Source organism: Paenibacillus sp. 01T47, assembly GCF_056398245.1.
This window is the reverse complement of sequence record NZ_JBFTPA010000010.1, coordinates 11,984-38,952: the sequence shown is the minus strand read 5'-3', so window position 1 is coordinate 38,952 and position 26,969 is coordinate 11,984. Positions and strand designations below refer to the sequence as shown.

At 44.9% G+C, this 26,969-nt stretch carries 15 protein-coding genes and 1 pseudogene; 15 read left to right on the top strand and 1 reads right to left on the bottom strand.

Annotated elements, in window-relative coordinates; translation table 11 throughout:
* Positions 1 to 901: 901 nt before the first annotated feature.
* Positions 902 to 1,051: pseudogene (locus AC1DOV_RS19930) on the top strand (CPCC family cysteine-rich protein); the annotation flags it as partial.
* Positions 1,052 to 1,259: 208 nt separating this feature from the next.
* Here AC1DOV_RS19930 and AC1DOV_RS19925 read toward each other — a convergent pair.
* A complete protein-coding gene (locus AC1DOV_RS19925) occupies positions 1,260 to 2,744 on the bottom strand; it encodes an FGGY-family carbohydrate kinase (protein ID WP_477550931.1) in 1,485 nt (494 codons plus the stop codon).
* Between the two features lie 280 nt (positions 2,745 to 3,024).
* Between AC1DOV_RS19925 and AC1DOV_RS19920 the strand changes: the two genes are divergently transcribed.
* From AC1DOV_RS19920 to AC1DOV_RS19855, 14 genes are all read left to right on the top strand, one after another.
* Positions 3,025 to 3,900: a class II fructose-bisphosphate aldolase gene (locus AC1DOV_RS19920; RefSeq protein WP_477550841.1), complete on the top strand. Its 876-nt coding sequence runs from the start codon at positions 3,025 to 3,027 to the stop codon at positions 3,898 to 3,900.
* Between the two features lie 35 nt (positions 3,901 to 3,935).
* A complete protein-coding gene (locus tag AC1DOV_RS19915) occupies positions 3,936 to 4,772 on the top strand; it encodes a class I fructose-bisphosphate aldolase (protein ID WP_339208100.1) in 837 nt (278 codons plus the stop codon).
* Positions 4,773 to 4,777: 5 nt separating this feature from the next.
* Positions 4,778 to 5,932: a Gfo/Idh/MocA family protein gene (locus AC1DOV_RS19910; protein ID WP_477509234.1), complete on the top strand. Its 1,155-nt coding sequence runs from the start codon at positions 4,778 to 4,780 to the stop codon at positions 5,930 to 5,932.
* Positions 5,933 to 5,955: 23 nt separating this feature from the next.
* Positions 5,956 to 6,996 carry an aldose 1-epimerase family protein gene (locus AC1DOV_RS19905; protein ID WP_477550840.1) on the top strand — a complete coding sequence of 347 codons (1,041 nt, stop codon included), beginning with the start codon at positions 5,956 to 5,958 and terminating at the stop codon, positions 6,994 to 6,996.
* 24 nt (positions 6,997 to 7,020) lie between these two features.
* Positions 7,021 to 8,520 carry an L-arabinose isomerase gene (gene araA, locus AC1DOV_RS19900; RefSeq protein WP_477509232.1) on the top strand — a complete coding sequence of 500 codons (1,500 nt, stop codon included), beginning with the start codon at positions 7,021 to 7,023 and terminating at the stop codon, positions 8,518 to 8,520.
* Between the two features lie 95 nt (positions 8,521 to 8,615).
* Positions 8,616 to 10,031 carry a glycolate oxidase subunit GlcD gene (glcD, locus tag AC1DOV_RS19895; RefSeq protein ID WP_477550839.1) on the top strand — a complete coding sequence of 472 codons (1,416 nt, stop codon included), beginning with the start codon at positions 8,616 to 8,618 and terminating at the stop codon, positions 10,029 to 10,031.
* A complete protein-coding gene (locus AC1DOV_RS19890) occupies positions 10,024 to 11,376 on the top strand; it encodes a (Fe-S)-binding protein (RefSeq protein ID WP_477550838.1) in 1,353 nt (450 codons plus the stop codon). Before glcD ends, AC1DOV_RS19890 begins: the two co-directional genes overlap by 8 nt.
* A 176-nt stretch (positions 11,377 to 11,552) precedes the next feature.
* The gene (locus tag AC1DOV_RS19885) at positions 11,553 to 12,308 is read left to right on the top strand and encodes a DeoR/GlpR family DNA-binding transcription regulator (protein ID WP_339208108.1); all 756 of its coding nucleotides are present in this window, start codon (positions 11,553 to 11,555) and stop codon (positions 12,306 to 12,308) included.
* 325 nt (positions 12,309 to 12,633) lie between these two features.
* Positions 12,634 to 17,793 (top strand): S-layer homology domain-containing protein, encoded by a 5,160-nt coding sequence (locus AC1DOV_RS19880; RefSeq protein ID WP_477550930.1) that lies wholly within the window; start codon positions 12,634 to 12,636, stop codon positions 17,791 to 17,793.
* Positions 17,794 to 17,808: 15 nt separating this feature from the next.
* Entirely contained in the window at positions 17,809 to 18,414 is a 606-nt protein-coding gene (locus tag AC1DOV_RS19875) for an SGNH/GDSL hydrolase family protein (protein WP_441879671.1), read from the top strand.
* 136 nt (positions 18,415 to 18,550) lie between these two features.
* Positions 18,551 to 20,332, top strand: coding sequence for a sensor histidine kinase (locus AC1DOV_RS19870; protein ID WP_477550837.1), 1,782 nt, complete (start codon positions 18,551 to 18,553; stop codon positions 20,330 to 20,332).
* A 7-nt stretch (positions 20,333 to 20,339) separates the two neighbouring features.
* Positions 20,340 to 21,866 (top strand): response regulator transcription factor, encoded by a 1,527-nt coding sequence (locus AC1DOV_RS19865; RefSeq protein ID WP_477550836.1) that lies wholly within the window; start codon positions 20,340 to 20,342, stop codon positions 21,864 to 21,866.
* Between the two features lie 69 nt (positions 21,867 to 21,935).
* Complete coding sequence (locus AC1DOV_RS19860) at positions 21,936 to 24,077, top strand: glycoside hydrolase family 36 protein (protein ID WP_477550835.1); 2,142 nt, start codon at positions 21,936 to 21,938, stop codon at positions 24,075 to 24,077.
* Positions 24,078 to 24,080: 3 nt separating this feature from the next.
* Positions 24,081 to 26,870 carry a hypothetical protein gene (locus AC1DOV_RS19855; RefSeq protein WP_477550834.1) on the top strand — a complete coding sequence of 930 codons (2,790 nt, stop codon included), beginning with the start codon at positions 24,081 to 24,083 and terminating at the stop codon, positions 26,868 to 26,870.
* Positions 26,871 to 26,969: the final 99 nt, after the last annotated feature.

The window sequence follows — 26,969 nt, the reverse complement described above, 5'->3', positions numbered from 1 at the left end:
TTCTTCACCTATCCTAGGGATTCTTCTATTAAACCTTCGTTATCATAAGCCTGATTGTGGACATCAGCACTGGTTAGATCGAAATGGAACTACTCTTTTTACTAAACCTCTATCCCAATGTACTGTAAAAGCACCTGAATAAGAGAACGCTTTCAACCGGAATATAAATCTTAGTCATGCATTTCTCCTTCATTAAATTGTTATCTATATTAAACCATTATATAGAAGCATATTAATATCATCATATTTTTAACTGTTTAACCAATTGTTAAGATTTTGTTGGATAACGCCTCAATATAACCGCAATAAGCAATTCTTTTTCAAGATGCCAGTAATTACAGAGGTTAGTAATGATCCGTTCCTCAGTTTAGCGGGAAAAGAGGTTATGAATCTAGAGTAAATACATTTTTTGAATATGATGCTTCTGGAGCTTTATACAAAGTACTTGATAATCAACAAGGTTTAATATACATCAATATCAAATTCCGGAGAGCATCCAGGTAATTATCAGGTTTCTATAAACAATAGTGAATTGCTTGAAAATTTAAGAAAACTCATCAACTATTGGGGTGTTAAAAGCAATTGGTGGGTGCAAGGAAAGAAACTTTGGCATGAGGTTGCTTATGCTATAAACGAGCTTGATTGGTCAGAGTCGATTCCCATTACAGACGATTTCATCGTTATGTAGACTAGGAAGGATCGGATGTATCAAAGGGAGGACTTATAAATAGCGTTCCATATCATAAATTAGAATTGTTGAGAGAGAAAGGACTGCTAAATAAACGTCAAAATTTTTTTAAAAAACAACATAACCCTCTAAAGTGAGGTGTAACATATTGGAACGTGAAGATGCAACTCTTCATATTATCAAAAATACGATTAACATAATGCCCAATATTATAGTTCTCCTAACCATATGTCCCTTACCCAAGCACGTGAGAATTTTACTAATTTTGGTACAGTGAACGAATTGGCATTACAATTTCTTGAAGCAGATAGGCTTGAGTTGTATAACAAAATAAGTGAAAAGATAACTGGCCTTGAGGGATGAAACCTTCAAGGTTTTCTTTTTATCCAGACTAGTGTCGAGTAAAGCAGGCGGGAAAAACGACCCAATGGCTTGTGCTTGTCGGACTCACGCTGATGGCTTTCGCCCTATTAAGGCTTGCATTCAATGAATACAATATAAAACTCAAAATAAGAAACATTCCAGACTTAGCAGCTTGGTTGCTGCTACCTGGAATGTTTCTTTTACAAAATTATAAGTTTGAAATCGCTCGTGAAAGTACTTTGTATTTCTCATAGCGATCCTGATAGAGGGACGTATTAGATTCACTTGGGTAAAATATCCGCAGCGGTTTGACAAGTATGTTTACGGCTTCCTCATAAGTTTGGTAAACCCCTGAAGCTTTTCCAGCGAGAATGATGTTACCCATCGTTCCAGCTTCACTAACGTTTAATCTCTCTACAGGACAATTCATAATGTCAGCTTTAATCTGTAGCCACAGGTCGGATTTAGCCCCACCGCCTACCGCGCGCAGCGACTCAATAGGAATTCCCGCTTCCGCAAGGCATTCGAGGTTGTAGCGCATTTCATACGTAACACCTTCCATTAAGGCTCGGTACAGATGGGTGGAATCTGTATCAAATGATAATCCATAAATCGTACCCTTGGCTTCGGGATTCATGTATGGCGTACCCGATCCGGCAAAATGAGGAATCACGAGCAAATCGGTAGGTGATGTTGCAGATGTTGAATTCAAATAGTCGTAAACGTTAATGCCTAATTTGCGGGCTTCTGCTTCGGCGATTTGACCGAACTTGTCTCGGTACCACCGAATAAGGGAACCGCCAGTAAAATTGAAGGCATATGTCAAATATAAACCTTCAATGACATGCGGTGCGCAATTGAATTGATACTGGAGCATCTTCGTATTCAGAATTGGTGAAGAATAGGCAGGCGTAATACATTCCACGGTTCCGATACCGTCCACCGCATGATTGTTATGTAAAATACCTGCACCGAGAGCTGCACAGGCTTGATCATGGCCGCCGGCTACAACTAACGTTTCTGAACGGAAGCCTAGCGATTGTCTTATTTCATTGCGAATGGGGCCAATGATTTGACCAGACTGAATGAGGTCAGGAAATTTGTCTGCTTCAATTCCGGCGGCATCAAACATATCAGAGTCCCATTCTTTTTTGGACACATTAAAGGCCATGGTGCGAGAGGCCAAGGTGTAGTCTGTAACCGAAATACCCGTGAGTAAAAAAGCGATGAAATCGCCAAACGGCATGAATTTCCATACTTTTTGGTAAATCTCAGGCTGGTATTGTTTGATCCACATGACCTTCGGAAGGGAGAACATCGGATGCAGAGGGACTCCGGTAAGCTCCATCGTCCGTTCCTTACCGATTTTTTGTTCAATGATTGCAGCTTGCTCTATACCTCTTGAATCCGTATACAAAATGGCATTGCTTAATACATTTCCATGATGGTCGACGGGAACAACCGTCTCACCCAAGGAAGAAATGCTGAGGGCGTGAACAATGACGCCGGGAACAGCTAAGAGCACATCCGCGATAACCCGTCTGACGGACTCCCAGACTCGTTCTGGATTTAGCTCAAAAGCTCCTGGTTTAGGCTGTTCCAAAGGGTATTCCATATACGCGGCTGATAGAAGAGTTCCGCCCTCATCAAAGAGCGAAGCCTTACATCCAGTCGTTCCGATGTCGAGTCCCATTAGTGACAATTTATAATCCCTCCAATCATAAGTGTATGTTTATTATAAACAATTTTTGTTTGTTTGTATAATAGAAATTTTGAAATAATCTTTTAAACGAAATAGCTGAAAACTTTGATATATAGCGATATTAATGGGATTCTGCTATTTGAAATGCTATATTCGAAAAAAACGAATTTTAATATTTAAATTTCGTGGTTGCTTATTACATAGGAATTAATTATAATATGTTTGAAACGAACATTAAATAATATAGACTGATAGAAAGGTGGAAGGTAATTTGTCTAAAGTCTCCATGGGTGAAATGCTGCGGGATGCTTCTCGTAGGGGCTATGCGGTCCCATGCTTTAACGCAATAAATTTAGATATGGTTCGCGGAATCATTGAGGCCGCTGAGGATGAACAGTCGCCAGTCATCCTATGCCATGCTGAAATTCATTTTAAGTATACACCGCTCGAGCAGATTGCACCCATTATGGTAGAAGCGATGAACCGTGCCAAGGTACCGGTCAGCATCCTTCTCGATCACGGAAAGAGCTTCTCCGCGGTAACGAATGCGATGCATTTAGGCTTTAACGCAATCATGTTTGATGGTTCGGAGTATGAGTATGAAGAAAATGTTCGCAGAACCGCAGAGGTCGTGAAGATTGCTAAAACGCTTGGCGTTTCGGTGGAAGGAGAGCTCGGCTACGTAACTCGGCCAAAAAGCGGCGGGGCGGAAGGTGAAGATGATGATTCCATCATTGACGATACTTCGCTTTATACCGATCCCGAGCAGGCAAGGGAGTTTGTTGAGCGAACCGGTATTGATGCGCTTGCCGCTGCATTCGGTACTGTGCATGGCGTTTATTTGAAAAAACCAGTATTGGATTTAATGCGCTTGGAGCGAATTCGGAATACGGCCGGTGTTCCGATTGTGATGCACGGTGGGTCTGGATTGTCGGAGGAAGACTTCCATAAGTCGATCGATCACGGTGCGTCTAAAATCAATTATTACACAGGGATGGCGCTTAAGGTTGTTGACCGGGCTAAAGAACGTTTTATCGAGTCCGAAGAGAAGACGTTCTATCACGAATTCATGATGAATGTCATTCAGGACTTTAAAGAAGATGCGCAGCATATTATGCGCACGTTCCGCAGCAGCAACAAAGCGTAATCATCAATAAAACAAGTATATGGGGTGTGTCAAATATGTCCGTTACCGCTCGTTTAAATCGTTTATTTAGTGAACAAGGCAAGTGCTTTGATGTCGCGATCGATCATGGCTTTTTCAATGAATATTCATTCTTGGCCGGCATTGAGAATATGAAAGCAGCAATCGAAACCATTGTACGTGCCAATCCCGATGCGATACAGCTTAGCGTTGGTCAAGCAGAGCATCTTCAAGCTATTCCAGGCAAAGAAAAGCCTTCACTCGTGCTGCGTACAGATGTTGCTAACGTATACGGCACGAAGCTTCCTTCACACTTATTCAGTGAACTCATTCATAATCCGGTTGAACAAGCAGTTCGCCTGGACGCAGCATGTGTCGTTGTAAATCTGCTGCTTCTGCCGGGACAACCGGAGCTTCATCGTCAATGCGTGCAAAATATATCAAAGCTGAAAACGGAATGTGAGCGTTATGGCATGCCACTTATGGTTGAACCGCTCGTTATGCTTCCGAATGAGCAAAAAGGCGGCTATATGGTCGACGGTGACATTACGAAGATCGTTCCGCTTGTTCGTCAAGGTACGGAGCTTGGCGCGGATATTATCAAAGCCGATCCATGCGATAACGTAGAGGATTATCATAAGGTTGTAGAAGCGGCATCAGGCAAGCCGGTATTGCCGCGTGGCGGCGGACGGGCTTCTGACGAAGAAATATTGTCGAGAACTTACGCACTTATGCAGCAGGGAGCTTCAGGAATTGTATATGGACGCAATGTCATCCAACATAATAATCCAGAGGCGATGACTCGCGCATTTATGGCTGTAGTTCACCAAGGCGCGACGCCTGAGCAAGCATTAGCTATTTTGAAAGGAGCGTAATCGACATGGCGAAAAAAGTCATTCGCTTCGGCGTTATCGGCTGTGGGTTAATGGGAAAAGAATTTGCAAGCGCCTCAGCGCGTTGGTGCCACTTGAGCAATGTGGATTATATTCCTGAGATTACACATGTATGCGATGCGCATCTGCCTGCGACAGAATGGTTCGAGAATAACGTGCCTAGCGTGAAGAAAACCACCTCCGATTACCACGAGCTCATTGCGGATCCGGAAGTGGATGCTGTCTACTGCGCAGTGCCGCATAATCTGCATGAGCAATTATATATAGATATCATTAAAGCTGGAAAACATTTGCTTGGTGAGAAGCCATTTGGCATCGATGCAGAAGCCAATCAGTCAATTATGAAAGCAATCGCGGAGAATCCGGACGTGATCGTTCGCTGCTCCTCTGAATTTCCATTCTTCCCGGGAGCCCAACGGATTGTCGAATGGGTTAATCAAGAAAAATTCGGACAAATTATCGAGGTTGAAGCCGGCTTCTGGCATAGCAGTGACCTCGATCCGAACAAAACGATCAATTGGAAGCGTCGTATCGGAACTAATGGTGAATACGGCTGCATGGGTGATTTGGGCATGCACGTCGCACATCTGCCGTTTCGCTTCGGTTGGAAGCCAGCTAACGTAAGGTCACTGCTTAGTAAAATCGTGCAGGAACGTCCGGATGGTAAAGGCGGCATGGCCGCTTGTGAAACATGGGATAATGCGATATTGGCATGTGACGTCAAAACAGATAAGTATAATTTCCCGATGGTGCTTTCCATGAAACGGATTGCTCCAGGTCATGCCAATACTTGGTTTATCCGCATTAACGGCACAAAAGGCTCTGCAGAGTTCACGACCAAGAACCCGAAGCAAGTCGCATTCCTTCCATACGAGCCAGGGGGCGAGCAGGCATGGCATATTTCAGATGTTCCATATAAATCAACCTATGGAACGATTACTGGAGGTATTTTCGAATTCGGCTTCTCGGACTCGATTTTACAGATGTGGGCAGCTTTCTGCGATGAGATCGCAAATGGAAAAGACAACCAATCTTCCTTCCAATGTGCGAAACCGGAAGAAGCGGCCATGAGCCATCGACTATTCACAGCGGCTTTGGAGTCAGAGAAAACAGATAATACGGTTTTGCTGAACTGGGAATAGGACTGCTTAAGGGGGAGGAAAACGTGGAGCTTTACGGAAGGAAATGGAAACGTCGCGAGCTGGAAGCGAGAGTTGGCCGCATTGAGCAAATTGGCGGTGTTGAACGTTATACAAGAAGTGAAGGGCCTGAAGCGGGAGTAGACACGTTCCGAGTGCGAACCGGAGGGGGGTTATGTTACTGGGTAACGCCAAGCAAGGGAATGGACATCTCACTTGCTGAAATGCATGGCATACCAGTTAGTTGGTCCTCGAGCAATGGAGAGCCTCACCCTTCTTATTACGATCAGCGAGAAGCGGAGTGGCTGCGAACAGCATCCGGTGGATTGCTTATGACCTGCGGATTATCACAGGTTGGATCGCCGGGTAAAGACATCGACGGTGCTTACGGTCTTCATGGCCGAATTCATCATACGCCAGCACGTCAAATTTCATCTTGGTCAGAATGGGCGGGCGATGATTATGTGCTGCGAGTCCGTGGAGTCATAGAGGAGACCTCGATTTTTGGAGAGCATCTACGCCTGACTAGAACAATAACTAGCCATTTAGGTGAAAATCGGATAACGATCCTAGATTCCGTTCAGAACGTTGGATTCCGTCCTGCGCCTCATATGATGCTATATCATTTCAACTTCGGATTCCCGCTGCTTGCCGAGGACACGACAGTGGAACTTCCGAAAGGAAGAACATCAACTCGCGACAGCGATATGGATATGAGAAGGATGGGATTATGGCAATCGCCTGATCCTGCCTTTAGAGAACAAGTGTATTATCATAAACCTGATCAAAGCAAGGATGCGGTCTATGCACGTATTCATAGTCCCTCATTCCCGATTCGTCCTGCAAACACCAATTCACATGGTTTATCGGTAGAATTGGAATGGGATCCTGTCACGCTTCCGAAATTCGTTCAGTGGCGAATGCCAGGGTCAGGTGAGCATGTACTCGGACTGGAGCCTTCTAATTGCTGGACGAGAGGTAGGACGGACGAAAGGGAGAGAGGATCGCTCCGTATATTAGAGCCGAGTGAAACCGTCGATTATCGATTGGAATTGCGATTTATTTAAACACATTATAAGGAGGATAAAGGTATGCTGCAGACTAAGCCTTATGTATTTTGGTTCGTAACCGGAAGTCAGGGACTGTATGGTGAAGATGTTTTGTCAAAAGTGGAGGACAACGCGAAGGAAATGGTCGCTGGGCTTGATCAAGACGATGCTCTTTCTTATAAAATCATATTTAAAGCAGTCGTAACAACGCCGGAAGCTATCCGTCGTGTCTGTCTGGAAGCGAATTCAGACGATCATTGTGCGGGAATCATTACTTGGATGCATACGTTTTCGCCAGCAAAAATGTGGATCTCAGGCCTTACCCAACTGCGTAAGCCGTTGCTTCACTTTCATACGCAGTTTAATGTAGATATTCCATGGGACAGCATTGACATGGATTTCATGAATTTGAATCAAGCGGCACATGGCGACCGAGAATTCGGATTTATTGGAGCCCGTCTTGGCATAGCCCGTAAAATTATTGCAGGTCACTGGAAAGACGTGAAAGTACGGAGCAGAATCGGTTCTTGGATGAGAACGGCTGCCGGCTTTACGGAAAGCCAAACGATGAAGATCGCTCGTTTCGGTGATAACATGCGTTATGTCGCCGTCACGGAAGGTGATAAAGTAGAAGGACAAATAAGGTTCGGTTGGTCGGTTAACGGTTATCCTGCAGGTGATCTGGCGGAACGTGTGCAGGATGTCACGGATGGACAAGTCAAGGAATTGATGGATGAGTACACAGAGCTTTATGACTTCACAGAGAACGGCCAACGTGAAGGCACCGAGCGTGATGCGATTCGGGAACAAGCACGTATCGAGATAGCATTAAAAGCGTTTCTTCAAGAAAGCGGTTACAGTGCATTTGTAACAAGCTTTCAGGATTTACACGGCTTGAAACAGCTGCCCGGGCTAGCTGCGCAGCGACTTATGGCTGCCGGATACGGCTTCGGAGCAGAGGGTGATTGGAAAACTGCCGCTCTTGTTCGCATTATGAAAATAATGGCTGAAAACAAAGGCACGTCCTTTATGGAAGATTATACATATCACATGCAGGAAGGCAATCAGCTTGTGCTCGGCGCTCATATGCTAGAGATATGTCCGACAGTTTCCGTCAGCAAGCCAAAGATTGAGGTTCATCCGCTGTTCGTCGGCGGTAAAGCCGATCCGGCTCGTCTCACTTTTAATGGGAATAGTGGTAAAGCAATCAATGCTACCGTAGTTGATCTTGGAGACAGATTTCGTCTGATAGTGAACGAAGTAACTGCTGTGAAAAATGAGAAGGAAATGCCGAACCTGCCGGTAGCGCGTGTTCTGTGGAAACCTGAGCCGTCGTTATCAGATGCTGCGGAAGCGTGGATTTTGGCTGGCGGCGCGCACCACTTTGGTTTCTCCTTTCATGTTACAAGCGAGCAGATGGCTGACTGGGCTAAGATGGCCGGTATCGAATGCATCATTATCAATCAGACCTCTACGATGACGAGCTTGGAGAACGAGATTCGTTGGAATGATCTATATTACCGTTTGAACCATAAATACTAGATGTTTTTATGACGAGAAACCAACGCTCCTGTCTGTTGTGTGCTATTAAGAGCCGTTTGTGTTTCTCGTCCATTTTCATTCCGGGGGGACTTGCGATGTTGAGTATTGAAGTTAAAAGTGAGTTAAAAATGATTGTAGGCGATTCCTATTTTAAAGACGATCCCCAGTCGCTGATTACCCATTCCTATGACGGTACGCCGATGCAGCAAGCACTGCCTGATGGCGTCATTTATCCGGAAACGACCGATCAGATTTCAGCAATTATGAAGGTTCTCCATCGTCATCGTATTCCCTTGATCACCCGCGGCTCGGGAACCAACTTATGCGGAGGAACTGTTCCTGTTACTGGTGGCGTTGTAATGGTTATGCACAGAATGAATCGGATATTGGAGATTGATCTTGAAAATTTGACGGCAGTTGTACAACCCGGCGTGAACACGAAGCAGTTTATCACTGAGGTTGAAAATCTAGGGCTTTTTTACCCGCCTGATCCGAGCAGTATGTCCATTTCCACAATCGGTGGAAATATTGCAGAATGCTCTGGCGGTCTCCGTGGTCTCAAATACGGAACGACCAAAGATTATGTTATCGGACTCGAAGCAGTTTTAGCCAATGGTGATATATTGCGAACGGGCGGAAAGCTGATGAAGGATGTGGCTGGTTACGATCTTACGAAGCTTCTTGTCGGCTCAGAGGGAACGCTTGCCGTTATTACGGAGGCTACACTTAAGCTTATTCCACCTCCAAAAACAAAAAAAACGATGCTGGCGATGTACAGAGATATCAATGGAGCTGCGAGAACGGTATCCAAAATCATCGAAAACCGGATAATTCCTGCGACGCTGGAGTTTATGGACAGTCCAACCATTCAGGTAGTCGATGATTATGCGATGCTCGGATTGCCAAGGGATATGGAAGCGATTTTGCTTATCGAGCAGGATGGCGAAGCTGAGACTGTTGAGCGAGACATAGCTATGATTGAAGAAATATGCCGAAGTGAGCAGGCTGATCGTATTGATGTTGCAGAAACCGCAGAGGAAGCACTGAAATTAATGACAGCGCGCCGCAGTGCGTTCACGGCGTTAGCGAGACTGAGGCCTACGACGATACTTGAGGATGCAACTGTCCCACGTTCAAAGATTGCTGACATGGTTTTGGAAATAAACCGTATTGCTAAGAAACATAATGTTCAGATTTGCACCTTCGGGCACGCAGGCGATGGTAATCTACATCCTACGGCAACTACGGATGCTCGAGATCATGAAGAGGTGCATCGCGTGGAGGCCGCGTTCGAGGAAATCTTCGAAGCAGCTATCCGTTTGGGAGGTACAATTACGGGGGAGCATGGAGTTGGTATCGTGAAGGCTCCATTCTTAGAATGGAAAGTAGGTACGGCAGGCATTGAAGTGATGAAAGCGATCAAGTCGGCGTTTGATCCACTGAACATTCTTAATCCAGGAAAAATGTTCGCGAAGGAAACAAGGAAAAGGGTGGTAATCGGACATGCATGAGAAAAGCATAGACAAGCCGAGAAGTCCGATGGCTTCTAAGCTCGTAGCCAAACTGGATTATGAGCAGCTAACTAATTGCATGCGCTGCGGATTTTGTCTCCCTGCTTGTCCGACCTTCAGGGAAACCGGTATTGAGGCAGAGTCACCAAGAGGACGAATCGCCTTAATGAAAGCGGTTGTTGACGGCATAATGGAGCCTGACCAGCAATTTGAGGAGCAAATGGATCATTGTCTTGGCTGCCGAGCGTGCGAACCTGCTTGTCCCGCCGACGTGAAATACGGGCAGCTTATCGAACAAACGCGGGATGCAATTGAAGAACATACCGATCGGCATCGTTGGTGGGTAAAAGGGATTCGCCGCACCGTATTAAAAGAGATGTTCCCTCATCAAAAACGGATGCGACTGCTGGGTGGCGCTCTTAAGGCCTACCAGAAAACAGGGCTTCGCAAAGTCGCTCACGCCAGCGGGATGATGAAGCTGTTTCCATCTCATTTGCGGGAGATGGAGAACATATTACCTGACACATCATATAAAGGAGTGGCCGAGAAAATCGGGGTCAGGCACTTGGCTAAAGGGGAAAGAATCGCTACCGTTGCATTATTTCGAGGCTGCCTCATGGATATGATGTTTACGCAAACCAACATCCATACCGTTAAATTGTTAACGGAATCGGGATTTGACGTGCTCATACCCGTGACTCAAAATTGCTGCGGCGCCTTGCACGCCCACAGTGGGGAGTCCGAAGAAGCCAAATCTCTGGCACGGGTGAATATCAGAGCCTTTAAGGATGCGAACGTCGATTTTATCGTAACCAATGCGGGAGGCTGCGGAGCAATACTGGTCGAATACGATCATTTACTCCATGATGATCCGAATTGGAAAGCAGATGCCAAATGGTTTGCCGAGCGGGTCATTGACATTTCCGATCTTCTGGTTCGGATAGGCCGCAAGCTGCAGTTCTCAGAACGAGGTAAAAGTAAAGCGGAGAAATCACTCCGTATAACATATCAAGATTCTTGTCATCTCCGTAATGTCATGCGTGCATCGGATGCACCAAGAAAGCTTATGGGAGAGATTGATGGCGTAAATTATGTTGAAATGAAAGAAGCGGATCGCTGCTGCGGCTCTGCAGGTATTTATAATGTGACTCAACCGGAAATGGCAGGACAAATACTGGAGCATAAGATGGTGCACGCGAATAATACACAGGCGGAATACATTGTGACCAGCAATCCTGGCTGCTTGCTGCAAATGAAGCATGGGATTGAGAAGCACGGCTCTCCTGAACGAGTGAAAGCTGTCCATATCGTGGATTTTCTATTTGATCGATTGAACATCGATTAGTAATGAAGTAGTTTCAAGTAGTAAAATGTTTAAAATAGACGAAAACATTATGAAATGAAACATATTTTGTTGATTTCCAAGAATTCATTCCATACAATAAAGGTACAACCTTTCGGAAATGTAATCGTTTATTGCTTTTGCTTAAAAACCATCTGCTGGAGATATGAGGGAGTGCCATGAAGGACGACTTGAATGACAGACAAAAACAAATAATTCAACAGTTACAGACCAAAGGTGAGGTCAAAATATCGGAATTGAAGGAACATTTCGACGTAACGGATATGACTGTGCGAAGAGATTTGGAGAAAATGGAACGCAGCGGCCTGCTTAAAAGAACGTTCGGTGGCGCCATTCTTGCATCGAAAGATGTTGCCTTGGGAGAGCGTTCTATTGTACGAGGAGTAGAGAAAGAACGAATCGGGCGTCTTGCAGCCAGCTTAGTGCAGCCTGGTGAATCGATATTTATTGATGGAGGTTCTACGACGCTTCAGATTGCACGGCATCTTCCGGAAGATGCCAATATTACCGTTGTTACGAATGCTATTAATGTAGCTGCCGAGTTGTCAGAAAAAAGGATTCCGACCATAGTTCTTGGTGGCATATTAATGGATACGACCAAGTCAATGGTTGGGCCTGTCACACTGGAGACGATTTCTCGTATGGCATTTGACAAGGTGTTCTTAGGAGCAACGGGACTTCATCCTCAGCACGGATTCAGCAACTCCAATATGCATGAAGCAGAAATCAAGCGTGTTGCCATTCAAAAAGCAAAAGAGTCGTATATTGTAATTGATCACTCTAAGTTCGGTACGAGCATGCTGGTTTCTTTCGCGGATTTGAAAGTCGTCACAGCAATAATTACGGACGAAAGACCGAATCAAGAAATGGTTTCCATTTGTCAAACCGCCGAGACAACCATCTTCTTAGCATAGATATCATTAGTTGAATTTGTCTCTACGCTTATGTTTTATGTATCACTTAATTGTTATTGAAATGAAATCGATAAGGATGAATGAACCAATCGTTGTGACATCACAATGGTTGGTTCATTTTTATTGCCGAATATTATACGTAATCTACGTTGTCTACCAACCATACTAGTTATGCTTGATCAGATTCATCAAATATTGAAGCCAAAATACCACCAAAACACATAGCAGTTTCAAAGATAAGTACATGTTAATAGAGATGGACGAAGTGATAGGATAATGATGTTAAGAAGGGATCCTATCACGGGGGGGTATTTAATTGAAAACAATGATTTGGAATCGAGTTTTCCTAGTTGTGATGATTGTGATGTTGTTGACGATGAGTTGGCCGACGGGAACGAATATTTCATATGCTCAAGCAGGTGAAAGCTCGATTTTCTTTGACAATTTTGAAGATGAAGAAGCTGCAGCCTGGACCCACGAAAGTGGAACCTGGGCTACCGTTAATAGTACGGGAGTAACTTTATTTTCTGATGAATTCGAGAATGAAAGTGCTGCAGGGTGGACTAATAATGGGGGCGAGTGGTCTAGCGTACAAGGCGAAACGTCCAAAGTCTATCAACAGAGTTCCAGCAACGGGGGAGCAGAGCTAATTGCAGGGAGCAATGCTTGGACAGATTACTCCTTTGAAGCGGATGTGAAGCTGATCAGCGGCGCTGGAGCGATGCTGGATTTTCGGCATCAGGATAACCAGAATTTTTACTATTTGTATATGAGTGAATCGTACATCAGGCTGATGAAACAAAACGGCAGCGCTCAAGATTGGTTAAAGGCATATGATGGTCCTTCACTTGATGTCTCGAGGTTTGTGCATCTGAAAATCGATGTGATAGGGAATCAAATCCGTGTATATAAAGACGGTGAATTGGTCATAGAGACTACGGACGATAACGGTTATATTCCATCCGGTAAGGTAGCGCTTGCCACATGGGCCTCATCGGCGCAATTCGATCATGTTGCCGTGACAGATCTGTCTGCTAATCAAGTTTATTCGCAAACGGAGAGTAGCGGCGGTATTTCCTATACAGGCAATAGCACTTGGGCTAATTATTCCGTACAAGCTCAAGTTATGCCGACAGCGATAAGCGAGGATGGAACGGTAGGCTTAAGCCTGAGATATAAGGATAGTCATAACAGATACGATCTACAATATATCGAAGCTGGGAAAATCCAGATTGTCAAAGTTTTGGACGGAGAAGTGACGGCGCTTTCAGAAGCGGCTTTCAGCATGGAAAAAGGCAAGTCCTATACATTCAAAGGTGTAGCAGGGGGGAAATACATCGATTTTTATATTAACGGCGTTAAACTACTGTCTACAGTAGACACATCTTTTGCAACCGGAAAGATTGCTTTGACGATGTCGAGGGCAACTGCGGACTTTGATAATATCGAGGTGCAAAAGGTATTAGCACCTGTTAATTCGGATGGTCATACAGCTTATTATGTTAGTTCCAGCACTGGCGATGATGCGAACGATGGTTTAAGCGCTGAACGCGCATGGAAAACTCTGAATAAAATCAATATTTCGACTTTCAGTGCAGGGGATTCCATCCTCTTGAAATCGGGCGACGCATGGAATGAACCGCTTGTTTTGAAGGGGTCCGGCTCGAAGGAATATCCGATTACTGTTTCTTCTTATGGTTCAGGCGCTAAGCCTGTCATTTCGTGGAATGCTCCATACGGTGGAAGTGTAGTCACTGGACATAATTTAAGCCACTGGACGATTAAGGGATTAGCCGTTAACATCCTAACCTCTTCAACGTTATCATGGAGCAATATTACAGCAGGAATTAACGTTATATATGATAATGCCGAGCGGTACGAAAATCTTCGAATTGAAGAGAATGAGGTATACAGCGCTAATTACAACAGTAATAGCAATGGAATTATGATTACGGCGTTGATTCCGGGAACAGACATCAAAGAGGTTGCGACGGATGTGTCGATAATTAACAATGAGGTCCATAATGTGGGGTGGTATGGAATAACCACTGCTGGATGGGATACCGCGAAAAACGAGGATTTGCGCTCCCAGATGCTTTTTGGAAGATTTAAAATCAGCGGAAACTACGTGCATCATACTGCCAGCCAAGGAATCGTTCTGCAAGATGCTCATCATTCCGTTATAGAAAGAAATGTTGTTCATGATGGAGGTCTCGGTGTGGACACTTGGGGGCCAGGTGGCTTGTGGATCATTGCCTCCCGGGATTCTGTAATTAAATTTAACGAAGTTTATAACATGAAGGACGCGGAATCGGGGTATGACGGATCAGGGGTCAACGTGGATTGGTACTGTGACAATATTACCGTTCAGTATAATTACGCGCACGATAACAAAGGCAATGGAATAACGACAATGAGTAATTACGGAACAAAAATATGGAATAACAAAGTCAGAGGCAATCAAGGGCTACAATCGAACGGGAATGGTCAAATTGCACTCGGGAATTTCACGGGTAGACCCGATCTCTCATCAGGAGAGCATGATCTTGATGTTGCAAATAATATGATCATCGTAGACATAGAGAATACGGCCGCGATCAATAGCGCTTCTAATCCCCATGGAACGTGGACAGGAAATAAGATTTATAATAATCACGTTGCGATTGCCAGAGGAATAACGAACTTCAATATTTTCGATATTGCTTCAAATACGAACTTTGATGTTATTGATCATAACGATGTCACTAATGAAGCACTAGCCTTTAGCTCGATTTATCATGGAACAACCTATACGAGTCTTGGATCATGGCAACAAGGTACAGGGTTTGACGGCAATACACAAGTGCTGCCGATTGATGAATCGATTCCTTCGACGGTAAATCAAGTTACCGCGACGCTTAACGATTATCCTGAGTTATCCTGGTCGGAGGCAGAAGATCAAGGGAACGGGATCCTGCACTATAACATCTATAGAAGTGAAGACGCGGCTTTTTCGCCAGCTTATTCCAATATGGTGGGAGAATCCACTACGACAAATTTTATTGACAGGGAAGAAGCACAGCCAAACACGACGTATTATTACAAGGTAGAAGCGGAAGATCGGAGCGGAAATGTAGGGGCTGCTTCAGAGGCTGTCCATCTAACTACCGGACCGACTGTCCCGGAAACCGAGCAACCGAAAATGGTTGATTTTGCAACCTTTCGAGATGGTTATCAATTAAATGTTACCGATTTACAGACTATGCCTTATATCGCGGGAATACGACCCATTCAAAAAGTAGAGCTGTACGTGGATGATAGATTGATTCAGGAAATGACGGTATCACCTTATGCATATACCGTAAAGGGCTTAAGCAATGGAGAGCATACTTTGCAATACAAGGTTTACGATATGACCGGGACTGTTACCGAGTCGAGACGGATTAAAGTAAACAAACAAGTTACCGCCCTGCGCAGCTTATTCACACAATCTAGGCCGACAATTGACGGCTCAATCCAAGAATGGGGTACGCCCGAGTTTGTCATGGATCAGAAAGCCCAGGTGAAAAGTATTGAAAGCACTTTCTCTGATCAATGGTCTCCGCAAAGGTTAAATGCAATAGGGCATACCCGGTGGGATAATGACAATTTGTATATCGCAATTAAGGTTATGGAAGACGTACATCGTTTGCCTATCTCGAATGCGGCCGATTTGTGGAAAGGCTCCAGCATTCAGATCGCCATAGATCCCGATAGAGGAACTATTCCGGGAAGCAAAGGATACACTGAATTCGCATTTGGGTTAACAGATGAAAGCCAGGCTGTCGGATATCGTTACAATGCTATTGCCGGCAAAACTGCAGGTGAGTTTACCGCAGGCGAAATGGAGATCACCAGAGACGAAGCGACGAAGTCTACTAGTTACGAATTGAGTATTCCTTGGGGCGAAATCATTCCGGGAGGAATTTCAGTTAAAGACGGTTCCGCCTTAGGGATCTCTGTACTTGCCAATTATAGCGACGGAAGCTTCATCAACCCGGGTAATGGAGATGCCCGAAATGGATGGATTGAATACAATAGTGGGATAGGTGCTGGAAAAGCCCCAATTCAATATGGATATTTGATTCTTAGCAAACAGATATTTGAAACTCCAACGATTAGCGCGATAGCCGGAAATGGAGAGGCGCAATTAAGTTGGAGTGCGGTAGCCGGAGCAACAGGTTATAACATTAAGTACGGTACAGCTAGCGGTTTGCATTCTAGCAAGATTGATGCAGGAAGCGTCACCCATCTTACTGTATCTGGGCTGACAAAGGATACGACCTATTACTTTGTTGCGGAAGCCTACGATGCATATGGCGAAAGCGGTCTTTCTAACGAAGTATCAATCGTCGCTTTAGGCGAGAGTGGTATCGGAAGTCCTGGAAGCCAAGTCGGCAACGCTCACTCAAAGGTAGAGATTAAGGACGGGGCGGCTCAAGTGAAGTTGGATGAAGGTCAATCGAAAGCTGTCGTCCTCTTATCGGAAGTCGGGAATTATCCGCTTCAAGTGCATCTTGGCAAAGTGGCGATTACCATAAGTCAAAAGACGCTGGATGATCTCAGAAAACAATCAGGCATTATCGCTGGTACTTTAATTGAAGTGACCATGAGCCCTATTAACAATTCTGCTATATTAAACGTGCCGATCAGCGGCAGCAAAGCGACGATGAAAATCGCAGGTGAAGTTTATGATTTCGAAGTCAAACTCAAGACTGCCGATAATCGTGAAATCCCAACCGATATAGTCTCAGGCGGCATTACGCTATCTCTGCCTTATGATCCCGGTCAAGTCGATGAGAAGCTTCTCGGTATTTACTATTACGATAAGGCGAAGATGCAATGGGAATATGTCGGCGGTGAAATCGATGAGGTCATGAATCAAGTTAAGGTAACGCTGCAGCATCTTAGCGTGTATTCGGTTATGGAGTATAACAAGACTTTCAGCGACGTGAAGGAAGGTCACTGGGCGAAGCGGGTGCTTCAAATATTGGCAGCAAAGCATATTGTCAATGGTGTGGATGAGTGGAGATTTAACCCTGAAGGAAAAACAACCAGAGCAGAATTCGTAACTTTACTGGCGAATGCTTTAAACCTGGAAGATGATGGTGTGAGCAATTCGTTCATCGACGTCAAAGAAGAAGCATGGTATGCGGATAGTATAGCGGCAGCAATTAAAGCTGGAATCACTTCAGGGATAAGCGCAAATCAGTTTGCCCCAGACCAATTCATCAGCCGAGCGGAAATGGTCACGATGATCGTGCGTTCGGCCGGCATTCAACCGAAGCCTGTGGCGACAGTCGGCTATACGGATGCGCAAGATATTCCGAGATGGGCTCTACCCTACATTGCCGCTGCCGAAGAAGCGAACTTGGTGCGTGGAAGAGGAAGCAACTTGTTTGCGCCTCAGAGCAATGCGACGCGGGCGGAAGCTGCCCAACTCGTTTACAATCTATTGAATAAATAAAGGGAGCGATGGCACATGTTGCTACAGGAAGGACAGAAAATGATATTTATTGGCGACAGCATTACGGATTGCGGCAGAAAGGATGATCCTGAAAATATAGGAGGCGGATATGTACGCATCGTTCGGGATTACTTATCGATCGTACGACCGGAGATCTCTTTGCAGGTAGAGAACCGTGGGATAAGCGGTGAGACGATATTGGATCTAAAGGCACGTTGGAATGAAGATGTAATCGAGTTAAAGCCGGACTGGCTATCCGTATCTATTGGCATAAATGATGAATGGAAAAATGTCAGCTGCGATGATTTCAGAGATACCTACCGGGAATTATTGGCTGAAACGAAAAGCAAAACGGGGTCATCGTTGATATTAATGGAAACGACAATCCTATCCGAAGATTCGAACGACGGGAAGAATGAACGACTTCTTCCCTATAATCAGATAATTAGAGAAGTCGCGGCGGAATTCGAAGCCATTCTCGTGCCTCAGTTTCAGTCATTTACAGCATATTTAAGGGAGCAGCGCGGGAAAACACTAACCGTGGATCAAGTTCACATGAACTCGACAGGGAATTTGCTAATGGCCCTCAATTGGTTGAAGGCTTGCGGGTTCGCACAATAAAAAACACATAAAAGCACACCCGAATCCACAATAAAACACATAGACAAACTGATTATATTGTGACATTATTGAGTCGTTAACCCTTGTCCGAACTACTGAGAAATTGTTGCTATCATCATATGTCTCGGAGGATCTCATGTTTAAAGAACTGGTGTCCTATACAACAAAGTATAGATTAAGCTTTCGGATGATCCTCACAAATATTTGTATTGCCGTTTTGCCCATTCTCCTTCTAGGGACAGTGGGCTATTTTTCTTATATTAATATTCTAAAAAAGAACGCACTCGATAATATTAATATTTTCGTGACGCAAACTAACAATCGGTTTGACGAATATTTTTACCGAATGGATCAGCTTTCAAAGTCGATTTTCTTTAACCGGAATGTTCAGTCCATCATGCTCGAGAATAAATCATGGCAGGAATCCGATATTTTGCTGAGAAATTTAAACTCGTACTTGTCATTGGAACCTGCCTTAAAATCCATCGGTATGATTAGTTCAGAAGATTTCCGCTTAGTATCCACAGGAGAACTGCTTATGCATCCTATGGTGACGTATTTGAAAGAGATGGAAAATAAGAACAGAATAAGCAATAAGCTACAGATTTCTCCTCCATTTTCAAAAGACCAGGGCATACTGGCTTTCAGGAAGGTTAAATCCGTTCTTCCAAACCGATACCTGCAGGAAATTTACATAGGCGTTTTGTTATTGGATACGGAGTGGATACAGCAAATATTACGTTCAGCGGATTTGGCGGATAAAGCAGAGCTCTATATTATGAACGAGAGCGGCGATCTCATTGGCTCTTCGACTAATAATCCCGATTTTGAACAAATATATGCCCAGACTAGAACGAATCAGGATCACAAAGTCATCGATTTTCAAATGAACGGCATCAATTACTTGTACCAGTCTCTCCCGATCAAAAGCTTGGGTTGGAAGTTCGTTGCATTAATTAATGAGGATAAGCTGGTGGGAAAGGCATCAATCATTCAGTATATCGTGATTTCGGCTATAGCGATCATGGTTCTAATCGTCATTTGGGTCGCGATCTCCTTTAATATTCGTTTAACCCATCCCATTACTAAGATGGCTGATATTTTCGATAGCGCAGCGAGCGGTGACCTGGATGCCAGGTTGAGATTCGGCTATAAGAATGAAATTACTATTATTCAGGACCACTATAACAATATGATGAATGAAATCAAGAAGCTTACGGACAATCTGCTGCAATCACAGCAGCAGCTCTATGAAACAGAAATGGAAAAACGAATGTTTCAGTTAAATGGGCTCCAAAGCCAGATTAATTCTCATTTTTTGTATAACGTGCTTCACTCTATAAGAGGCATGGCATTGTCCAACGCAAAGAGGGAGGTAGCTGTCGCAATTGACAATCTCGTCTCTTATTTTCGCTACATTACACGTACGGATGAATTTGTTCTTCTGCACAAAGAGCTGGAGCACCTGGAGCGATACATAGATATTCAAAAAATAAGGTTTGGAGAACGGCTGCAGTTTAAAGTAATCATAGATCAGGGTCTCGGAGCCCGTTCGATCGTGAAGCTCATTCTTCAGCCGCTTGTGGAAAACGCCTTATTTCATGGTCTCGAAGGAAAGACAGGGCGATGGATCATTCACATCCATGCGACTATCAAAGAGGAGAATCAATTGCTGATCAAGGTGATGGATAACGGAGTCGGAATGAGCGAGGAACGCTTGATGCGCATGCGGCAAGAGTTTGAAAGCATGAATAAGAACTCATCCGAAACCGCAGGGCTGGGACAAGGAATCGGGCTCGTCAATATTCATAAAAGAATTCAAATCTATTATGGCAAGCCCTATGGACTATCCATCAAGAGTTGGAAAAATAGGGGTACGGTTGTGACGGTCAGCGTACCGCTTAAAGCGAAAGGGTGAGTAAACGATGTACAAGTTGATCCTCGTTGATGATGAGCCGTGGATATTGAAGGATATGGAACAAATTGTGGATTGGGAAGCACTCGGCTTTCAAATTGTAGCGAAATTAAACGACGTACATATGGCTGAAAGCCTATTGAAGCGGCAATCGATCGATATCGTGATCAGTGATATTCGTATGCCAGGGAAAAGTGGCTTGGATTTATTGTCTTTCGTGAACCGTGTTTCTCCCCATACGCTGGTGGTGTTCATGAGCGCATACAGTGAATTCAGCTACGCGAAACAAGCGCTGGAGCTGGGCTGCTTTGCCTATCTGCTTAAACCTGTCAACGAACAGGAATTGCGGGATACGTTAAATAATTGCAGCAATCGGTTAGCTAAACGTGATCGGGATCAGCGCGTACTTCAAACCTACCACAACTCCATGCTGTTTTTGGAAATGATCGAGAAGGGATTAACCGTACAACAAGTATCCAAGTTGTTAAAAGGTTTGGGAGTTGAAATGGGAACCGGAGCAGGAGCAGGATATGCCTTTGCTATCGTTAAAAGCAAAACAGCCATATCGGAGCAATCCTTGCTGAGTTCGGATCGATTGCTGCAAGAGCATGGTGTTGCTTTATTCCGTGCCATGGCGAGTCCACTCAAATGGACGTATTTATTAAGTCGTTCCGACATGGATTCGAATACGTTTAAGTCATTATATAAAAACATACTAACCATGGCCGCAGAGTTTCAATGGGATGTAGGAATAAGTCTGTCGAACGACTCCGACAGTCAAATCGCAAAATATTACAACCAAGCGAATATGATGGCTGAAACCTCGAGCTTGAACCGCAGGATAGGCGTTTACCGCTATAGGCCGAGAGTAAACGCGGCATTGCCGTCTATCATGGAGCGGATAGGCAAAGCAACAAAGCTTGAGCATCTGGAAGCGGCGTTATTCGATTTACATAGAGGAATCGCCAAAGATCAAATTCATTTAAGTGGGCTAGTTGAAATCTATAATTTTTTTGTCGTGGTGATCAAGAACTTCTCTTCGTCGACCCAATCATTAGCTGAGGACTCCATTACCGTTCAAGATCTGGTCCTCCACTACGGCAATCCCCATGATTTACTTGTACAAATGAGAATGTTAATTGACGAGCATAAGAAGAAACCGTCGGAGTTAACAACATTTCCAATCGTTGAGGAGATTATCAAGGACATCGAACGACGATATGCGCACAAACTATCTCTCAAAGAGTTTGCCCAGCAGTACTTTATTAGCCCAAATTATTTGAGTCATCTGTTTAAACAGGAGAAGGGCCAAAGCTTTATCCATTTCCTCATTCAGAAAAGGCTTGATGCGGCTATTACGCTATTGAAAGAGGATATATCACTATATGATGTCGGAAAGTTAGTTGGATATGAAGATTATGCCCATTTCAGCAAGCTATTCAAGAAACATCTAGGTCAATCGCCGCTAGAGTACAAACAGCGCATTGACAATAAAAACATCGTACACAAGAAACCACAACCAAATCTCTTTGATTAATACATAGAAATGCCTTCGAGCCCGTGTCACAATGAGAACCATCAATCAAGAATAGAGGGTGAATGAAAAGTGACAAGGGCCTATGGTATGGAGATGGATACGATGGAAGTGCTGAGTTGGATTAGAATTTATGAAAATGGAATTTATTTGGAGATACAGATTGCCGAATGCGGAGATGTCCGTCTGGTTCATTTGTCTCCCTTCCCAGCGAATGAAGATGTACGAGGAACAGAGGAGGTACGAGGAACGCGCCGAATCGTCGAACTGCAAGTGACGGGTGAAGATCGGAACGATCATCATGCGTCTAAATACACAGGGACAATGCCGGGAGGTAGGCTGAAGTACGATTGCCACAGAGATTTCTATAACGAAAGTGGAAGAAAACTTGAAGTGGTTATGGAAGATAGGGGTATGTGGGTGACGGTTCATTATCAATTTTATAACGATATCCCTGTCATCCGAGCTTGGACGGAGGTCGTCAATCAGAGTTTGAATTCCATTCCGATGGAATACGTCTCCTCGTTTACAGTGACAGGTATCTCGGGCGGAAGCCGCGGGTCATGGGAAACCAAAAGTCGACTTCATATTGCACATAATGCTTGGCACGGAGAGCTGCAGTGGAGAAGTTATAGGCTATCCGAGCTAGGTTTAACGAAAGTAAATGATTTTTCGATCAAAAGACTTTCGTACAGCAATTCGGGAACCTGGTCTTCCGCCGATCTTCATCCGATGGGTGGATATGAAAATATTGAGGCGGGAATGGCCATGTGCTGGCAAATCGAGCATAACGGTTCTTGGCATTGGGAGATTAGCGATAAGGCGAATGATCAACTCTATTTGCAATTAAGCGGCCCTACAGAGAATGAAAGCCATTGGTGGAAAAATGTCGCGCCAGGTGAAGCATTTATGTCCGTTCCTGCAGCAATTGCGATTGTCAAAGGAGGGTTCGAACAGGGAATTGTGGAATTGACGCGTTATCGGCGAGAAATCCGTCGTTGGAACGAAGACAATGAGCGGCTTCCCGTTATTTTCAACGATTACATGAATTGTTTATTCGCTGATCCAACGACCGAGAAGATTTTACCCTTAGTCGATGCGGCTGCTTCGGTGGGTTGCGAATATTATTGCATCGATGCTGGCTGGTATGCGGATGGCGAATGGTGGAGCGATGTAGGGCTTTGGCAACCGTCACAAAGGCGTTTCCCAGGCGGATTGCAGGAGGTGCTCGACTACATCCGAGCGAAAGGTTTAATCCCGGGACTTTGGCTGGAACTTGAAGTCATGGGAATTCATTGCCCCTTAGCGCAGCAAGTGTCGGATGAATGGTTTTTCATGCGACATGGCAAACGGGTCATTGATCACGGCAGGTATCAATTGGATTATCGACATCCCGAAGTCATTCAATATGCAGATGAAGTAATCGATCGTCTAGTGACGGAGTACAAGGTCGGTTACATCAAAATGGACTATAACATTAATGCAGGCATTGGAACAGAGGTTAACGCCGATAGCTTCGGCGATGGCTTGCTTCAGCATAATCGTGCCTACCTGCGCTGGCTTGATAGCGTATTTGCTCGTTATCCGGATTTGGTCATCGAGAATTGTGGAAGCGGCGGTTTGCGTATGGATTATGCTTTGCTCGCCAGGCACAGCGTGCAGTCCATTAGCGATCAGATGGATTACCGCAAGTTTGCGGCGATATCTGCTGCTGCTCCTACGGCGCTCACACCAGAGCAATCCGCTGCTTGGTCATATCCGCTTAAAGAAGGAGATCGGGAAGAGGTCATCTTTAACATGGTGAACGGCATGTTAATGCGAGTTCATCAGAGCGGGCACTTGTCAGACATTGCATCGGATCGCTTTGAACTGATTCGCGAAGGAATTTCCTATTACAAGAGTATCCGAGCATCCATTCCGAAGGCTCTTCCATTTTGGCCGATTGGCTTGCCTAAGCATGGCGATCATTGGCTTAGCCTTGGATTAAGATGCGGTGATAAGGCTTATGTGGCTGTTTGGAGATTGGAAGGCGGAACGAAAGAGGCGAGATTTCCTATTCCGGATTGTGACGGCAAGAAAGTAACGGTTCGATGTGGGTTTCCTCAGTATGAGAACCGTAGTTGGAGCTGGAGTCAGCTTGAGAATGCGTTAGTTGTTACACTTCCAACGGAATTTACGGCACGCCTGTATGAGTTGCACATTGAGGAGGAGTAGCCAATGGCCAAAAAGTGTGTCTTTGTTGCATGGATATTCGTTATAGCAATGATTGTCTTCGTTCATAATGACAGGGCTTACGCAGCGGGTACGACCTATTATGTAAGCAGTTCGACGGGCAATGATAATAATAACGGGACGAGCGCAGGCACTCCTTGGCAAACTTTGGCTAAAATTTCTAATCTTACGTTTAATCCTGGCGATAAACTATTATTAAAATCAGGTGACACTTGGAATGAAAGCGTTACCTTAAACGGTTCGGGAACGAGTCTGCTTCCGATCCAAATTACCGCCTATGGCAGCGGGAGCAAACCCATTATTCGATCTTCGGCCCCGGCTGTGGTGAGCATGACGAATGAGAGTGGTTGGATCATTTCGGGATTGGACATCGAGTGTACAACGACGAATGCGCTAACTAGCTCGACTACAACGAACAGAGCGATCGTTATTACTTATAATGCTGAAGGAGCCTGGTCCAATATCACGATAGATGGAAACCTTGTTCGCGGTCCTGGAATAAACAGCAATTCGGAAGGCATTCTGATTTCGGCGGTTTATCCGACAAACAAGCATAGTGAAGTCGCACGAAATATCGTTATTAGCCATAATGAAATCTATATGCTCGGTTGGAGAGCAATCGGAGTTGCCGGTTGGGATAGCACCTTATCAGATAATCATAAAAGCTCCGCGTTATTCCGCAATGTTAAGGTTCACAATAATGTGGCATCTCAGCTTGGAAACCAAGGGATCGTCATCGGGAATTTGAATCATAGCACGATAAAATGGAACCTCGTACATGATGCTGGTCAATATGCCGGAACAGGGGTCACCTGGGGACCGGGGGGAATTTGGCCAGTCGCAAGCTCATATGTTGATGTCATGTTTAACGAGGTCTACAATATGTCCGACAGCAACACGGGGCATGATGCATCCGGATTAAACATTGATTGGTCTAATGAATATATCAACGTACAATATAATTACGCTCATGATAATAAAGGCAACGGCGTAACGACGATGGCGAACATTAATTCGAGAATCACTGACAATAAAGTGAAGGGCAACCGCGGAGAAACCTCTATCGGATCGGGCCAAATCGCATTAAGCGACTTTACAGCGGATACGGGGAGATATTCAGGCTTGAAAAATCTCGTTGTCGCAAATAATTTAATCGTAGTGGATCAAGCGAATACGAGTGCGTTAAGCAGCAAAGATGCGTCACCCGGGGACCCTTGGTCGGGAGATTCGTTCCAGAATAATCGGATCATTATGGCGAACGGAACTTCGGGAACTTCAGCTTATAAAATTGGGTTAAGTGCACCGGTTGATCTTATCAATGACAATCGATTCTATCAGGTAAGCGGGACGGCATTACAAGCTGAAAGGTTTGGGGTCAGCTACAACACGATGGCGGCATGGAGAAGCGCATCCGGATTCGATCTAGGCAGTACCATCTCCGCATTGGATAGTGTGGCGCCAGGTAATCCGTCCGGGGGATTGGCAGCTTGGAATAGCGGAAGCTTAGGCATATCGTTATCTTGGACGGCAGCTTCCGATACGGGTTCAGGACTTAATCACTACAATATTTACCGTTCAACGACCCCAAACTTTACGCCTGCCTACAGTAATATGGTTGGAGAATCAACGACAGCAAACTTTACCGACCGGCAAGAGCTTCAAAGCGGCACGGCCTATTATTATTTGATTGAAGCCGAAGATAACAATGGAAATATTAGTTCAGGCACAACGTCGGCAGGCTCGACCAGCGGAACCATTCCGGCATCCACAAGAAAGTATGAAGCGATTAAGGACGTCGGGGCGATCTCGCAGGGACCGGTTTGGTACTATCACAAATGGAATGGCACGACTTATACGTCATTGGCAAATTACTACGCCCCATGGAGAATGTGGCGGGATGGCTCAACTTTTTTAAGCGTAGGGGAAAATGTGCAATCTCCAGATGGCAGCGATTCTGTAAGAACATGGATAGCGCCGGAGGACGGCGAAATTACGCTCTCGTCAAACGAAACCATTCACATGTTGAACACGGGGGCGGGAGCGGATGGCGTAAACGTGAAGATTTTAAAAAACAACGCGCAAATTTGGCCGGCGAGCGGCTGGCAGCAGGTCATCTACGGAACGACAGTATCGTCTCCCGCAATAACGCTCGATGTGATCAAGGGCGATGCGGTACGTTTTGTTGTGAATCAGAATTCGAACAATTTGTACGATACTGTTTATTGGAATCCTATCGTAACCTATCATTCCATTTATTTATTATCTGAAAATTTCGAGAGCTCCGCAGGAAGATGGAGCGTGCAATCGGGCAGTTGGTCGGTCGTGACAGATAGCGCCAGTAAGAAATACAGGCAGACGGACTATTCAGGGAGCCTTGCAACGGCAGGGATCGACTCGTGGAGCAACTACACGTTAGCTAGCGATATTCAAATAAGCAATACCGCGGGAAGCGGCGGTTTCGCGAATCTGGTCTTTCGTGTAACGGATGCAAACAATAAATATTTTGTCTATATCGGTAATATGCATGGGATCGCGATCAAGAAAACGATAGCGGGAACCCAGACGGAGCTGGCATCGAAAGCTTATACGATCAATGTCGGGACGACTTATCGCGTGTCAGTTGAAGTTATTGGAAATCAAATGAACTTGTATGTGGATGGCATTCTTCAACTAAGTGCAACAGATCCTGCTTTTACGTTCAGCAAGGGGAGGATTGGGTTAGAAACGTATAATGCGACTGTGCTATACGATAACGTTATACTCACTGAGCTATAGAGACGCAAGACGCCTCGATCACCGATCGGGGCATTTTTTTTGAATAAGCATCCATACAACATCGTAACAAACTACATCCAATGTTCTATTCTCAGCACA

Excerpts from the sequence above, each read along its gene's own strand:
- AC1DOV_RS19925 (WP_477550931.1), bottom strand. The coding sequence starts at position 2,744 with ATGGGACTCGACATCGGAACGACTGGATGTAAGGCTTCGCTCTTTGAT.
- AC1DOV_RS19915 (WP_339208100.1), top strand. The coding sequence starts at position 3,936 with ATGTCCGTTACCGCTCGTTTAAATCGTTTATTTAGTGAACAAGGCAAG.
- AC1DOV_RS19910 (WP_477509234.1), top strand. The coding sequence starts at position 4,778 with ATGGCGAAAAAAGTCATTCGCTTCGGCGTTATCGGCTGTGGGTTAATG.
- araA (WP_477509232.1), top strand. The coding sequence starts at position 7,021 with ATGCTGCAGACTAAGCCTTATGTATTTTGGTTCGTAACCGGAAGTCAG.
- glcD (WP_477550839.1), top strand. The coding sequence starts at position 8,616 with ATGTTGAGTATTGAAGTTAAAAGTGAGTTAAAAATGATTGTAGGCGAT.
- AC1DOV_RS19890 (WP_477550838.1), top strand. The coding sequence starts at position 10,024 with ATGCATGAGAAAAGCATAGACAAGCCGAGAAGTCCGATGGCTTCTAAG.
- AC1DOV_RS19885 (WP_339208108.1), top strand. The coding sequence starts at position 11,553 with ATGAAGGACGACTTGAATGACAGACAAAAACAAATAATTCAACAGTTA.
- AC1DOV_RS19880 (WP_477550930.1), top strand. The coding sequence starts at position 12,634 with ATGATTTGGAATCGAGTTTTCCTAGTTGTGATGATTGTGATGTTGTTG.
- AC1DOV_RS19875 (WP_441879671.1), top strand. The coding sequence starts at position 17,809 with ATGTTGCTACAGGAAGGACAGAAAATGATATTTATTGGCGACAGCATT.
- AC1DOV_RS19870 (WP_477550837.1), top strand. The coding sequence starts at position 18,551 with ATGTTTAAAGAACTGGTGTCCTATACAACAAAGTATAGATTAAGCTTT.
- AC1DOV_RS19865 (WP_477550836.1), top strand. The coding sequence starts at position 20,340 with ATGTACAAGTTGATCCTCGTTGATGATGAGCCGTGGATATTGAAGGAT.
- AC1DOV_RS19855 (WP_477550834.1), top strand. The coding sequence starts at position 24,081 with ATGGCCAAAAAGTGTGTCTTTGTTGCATGGATATTCGTTATAGCAATG.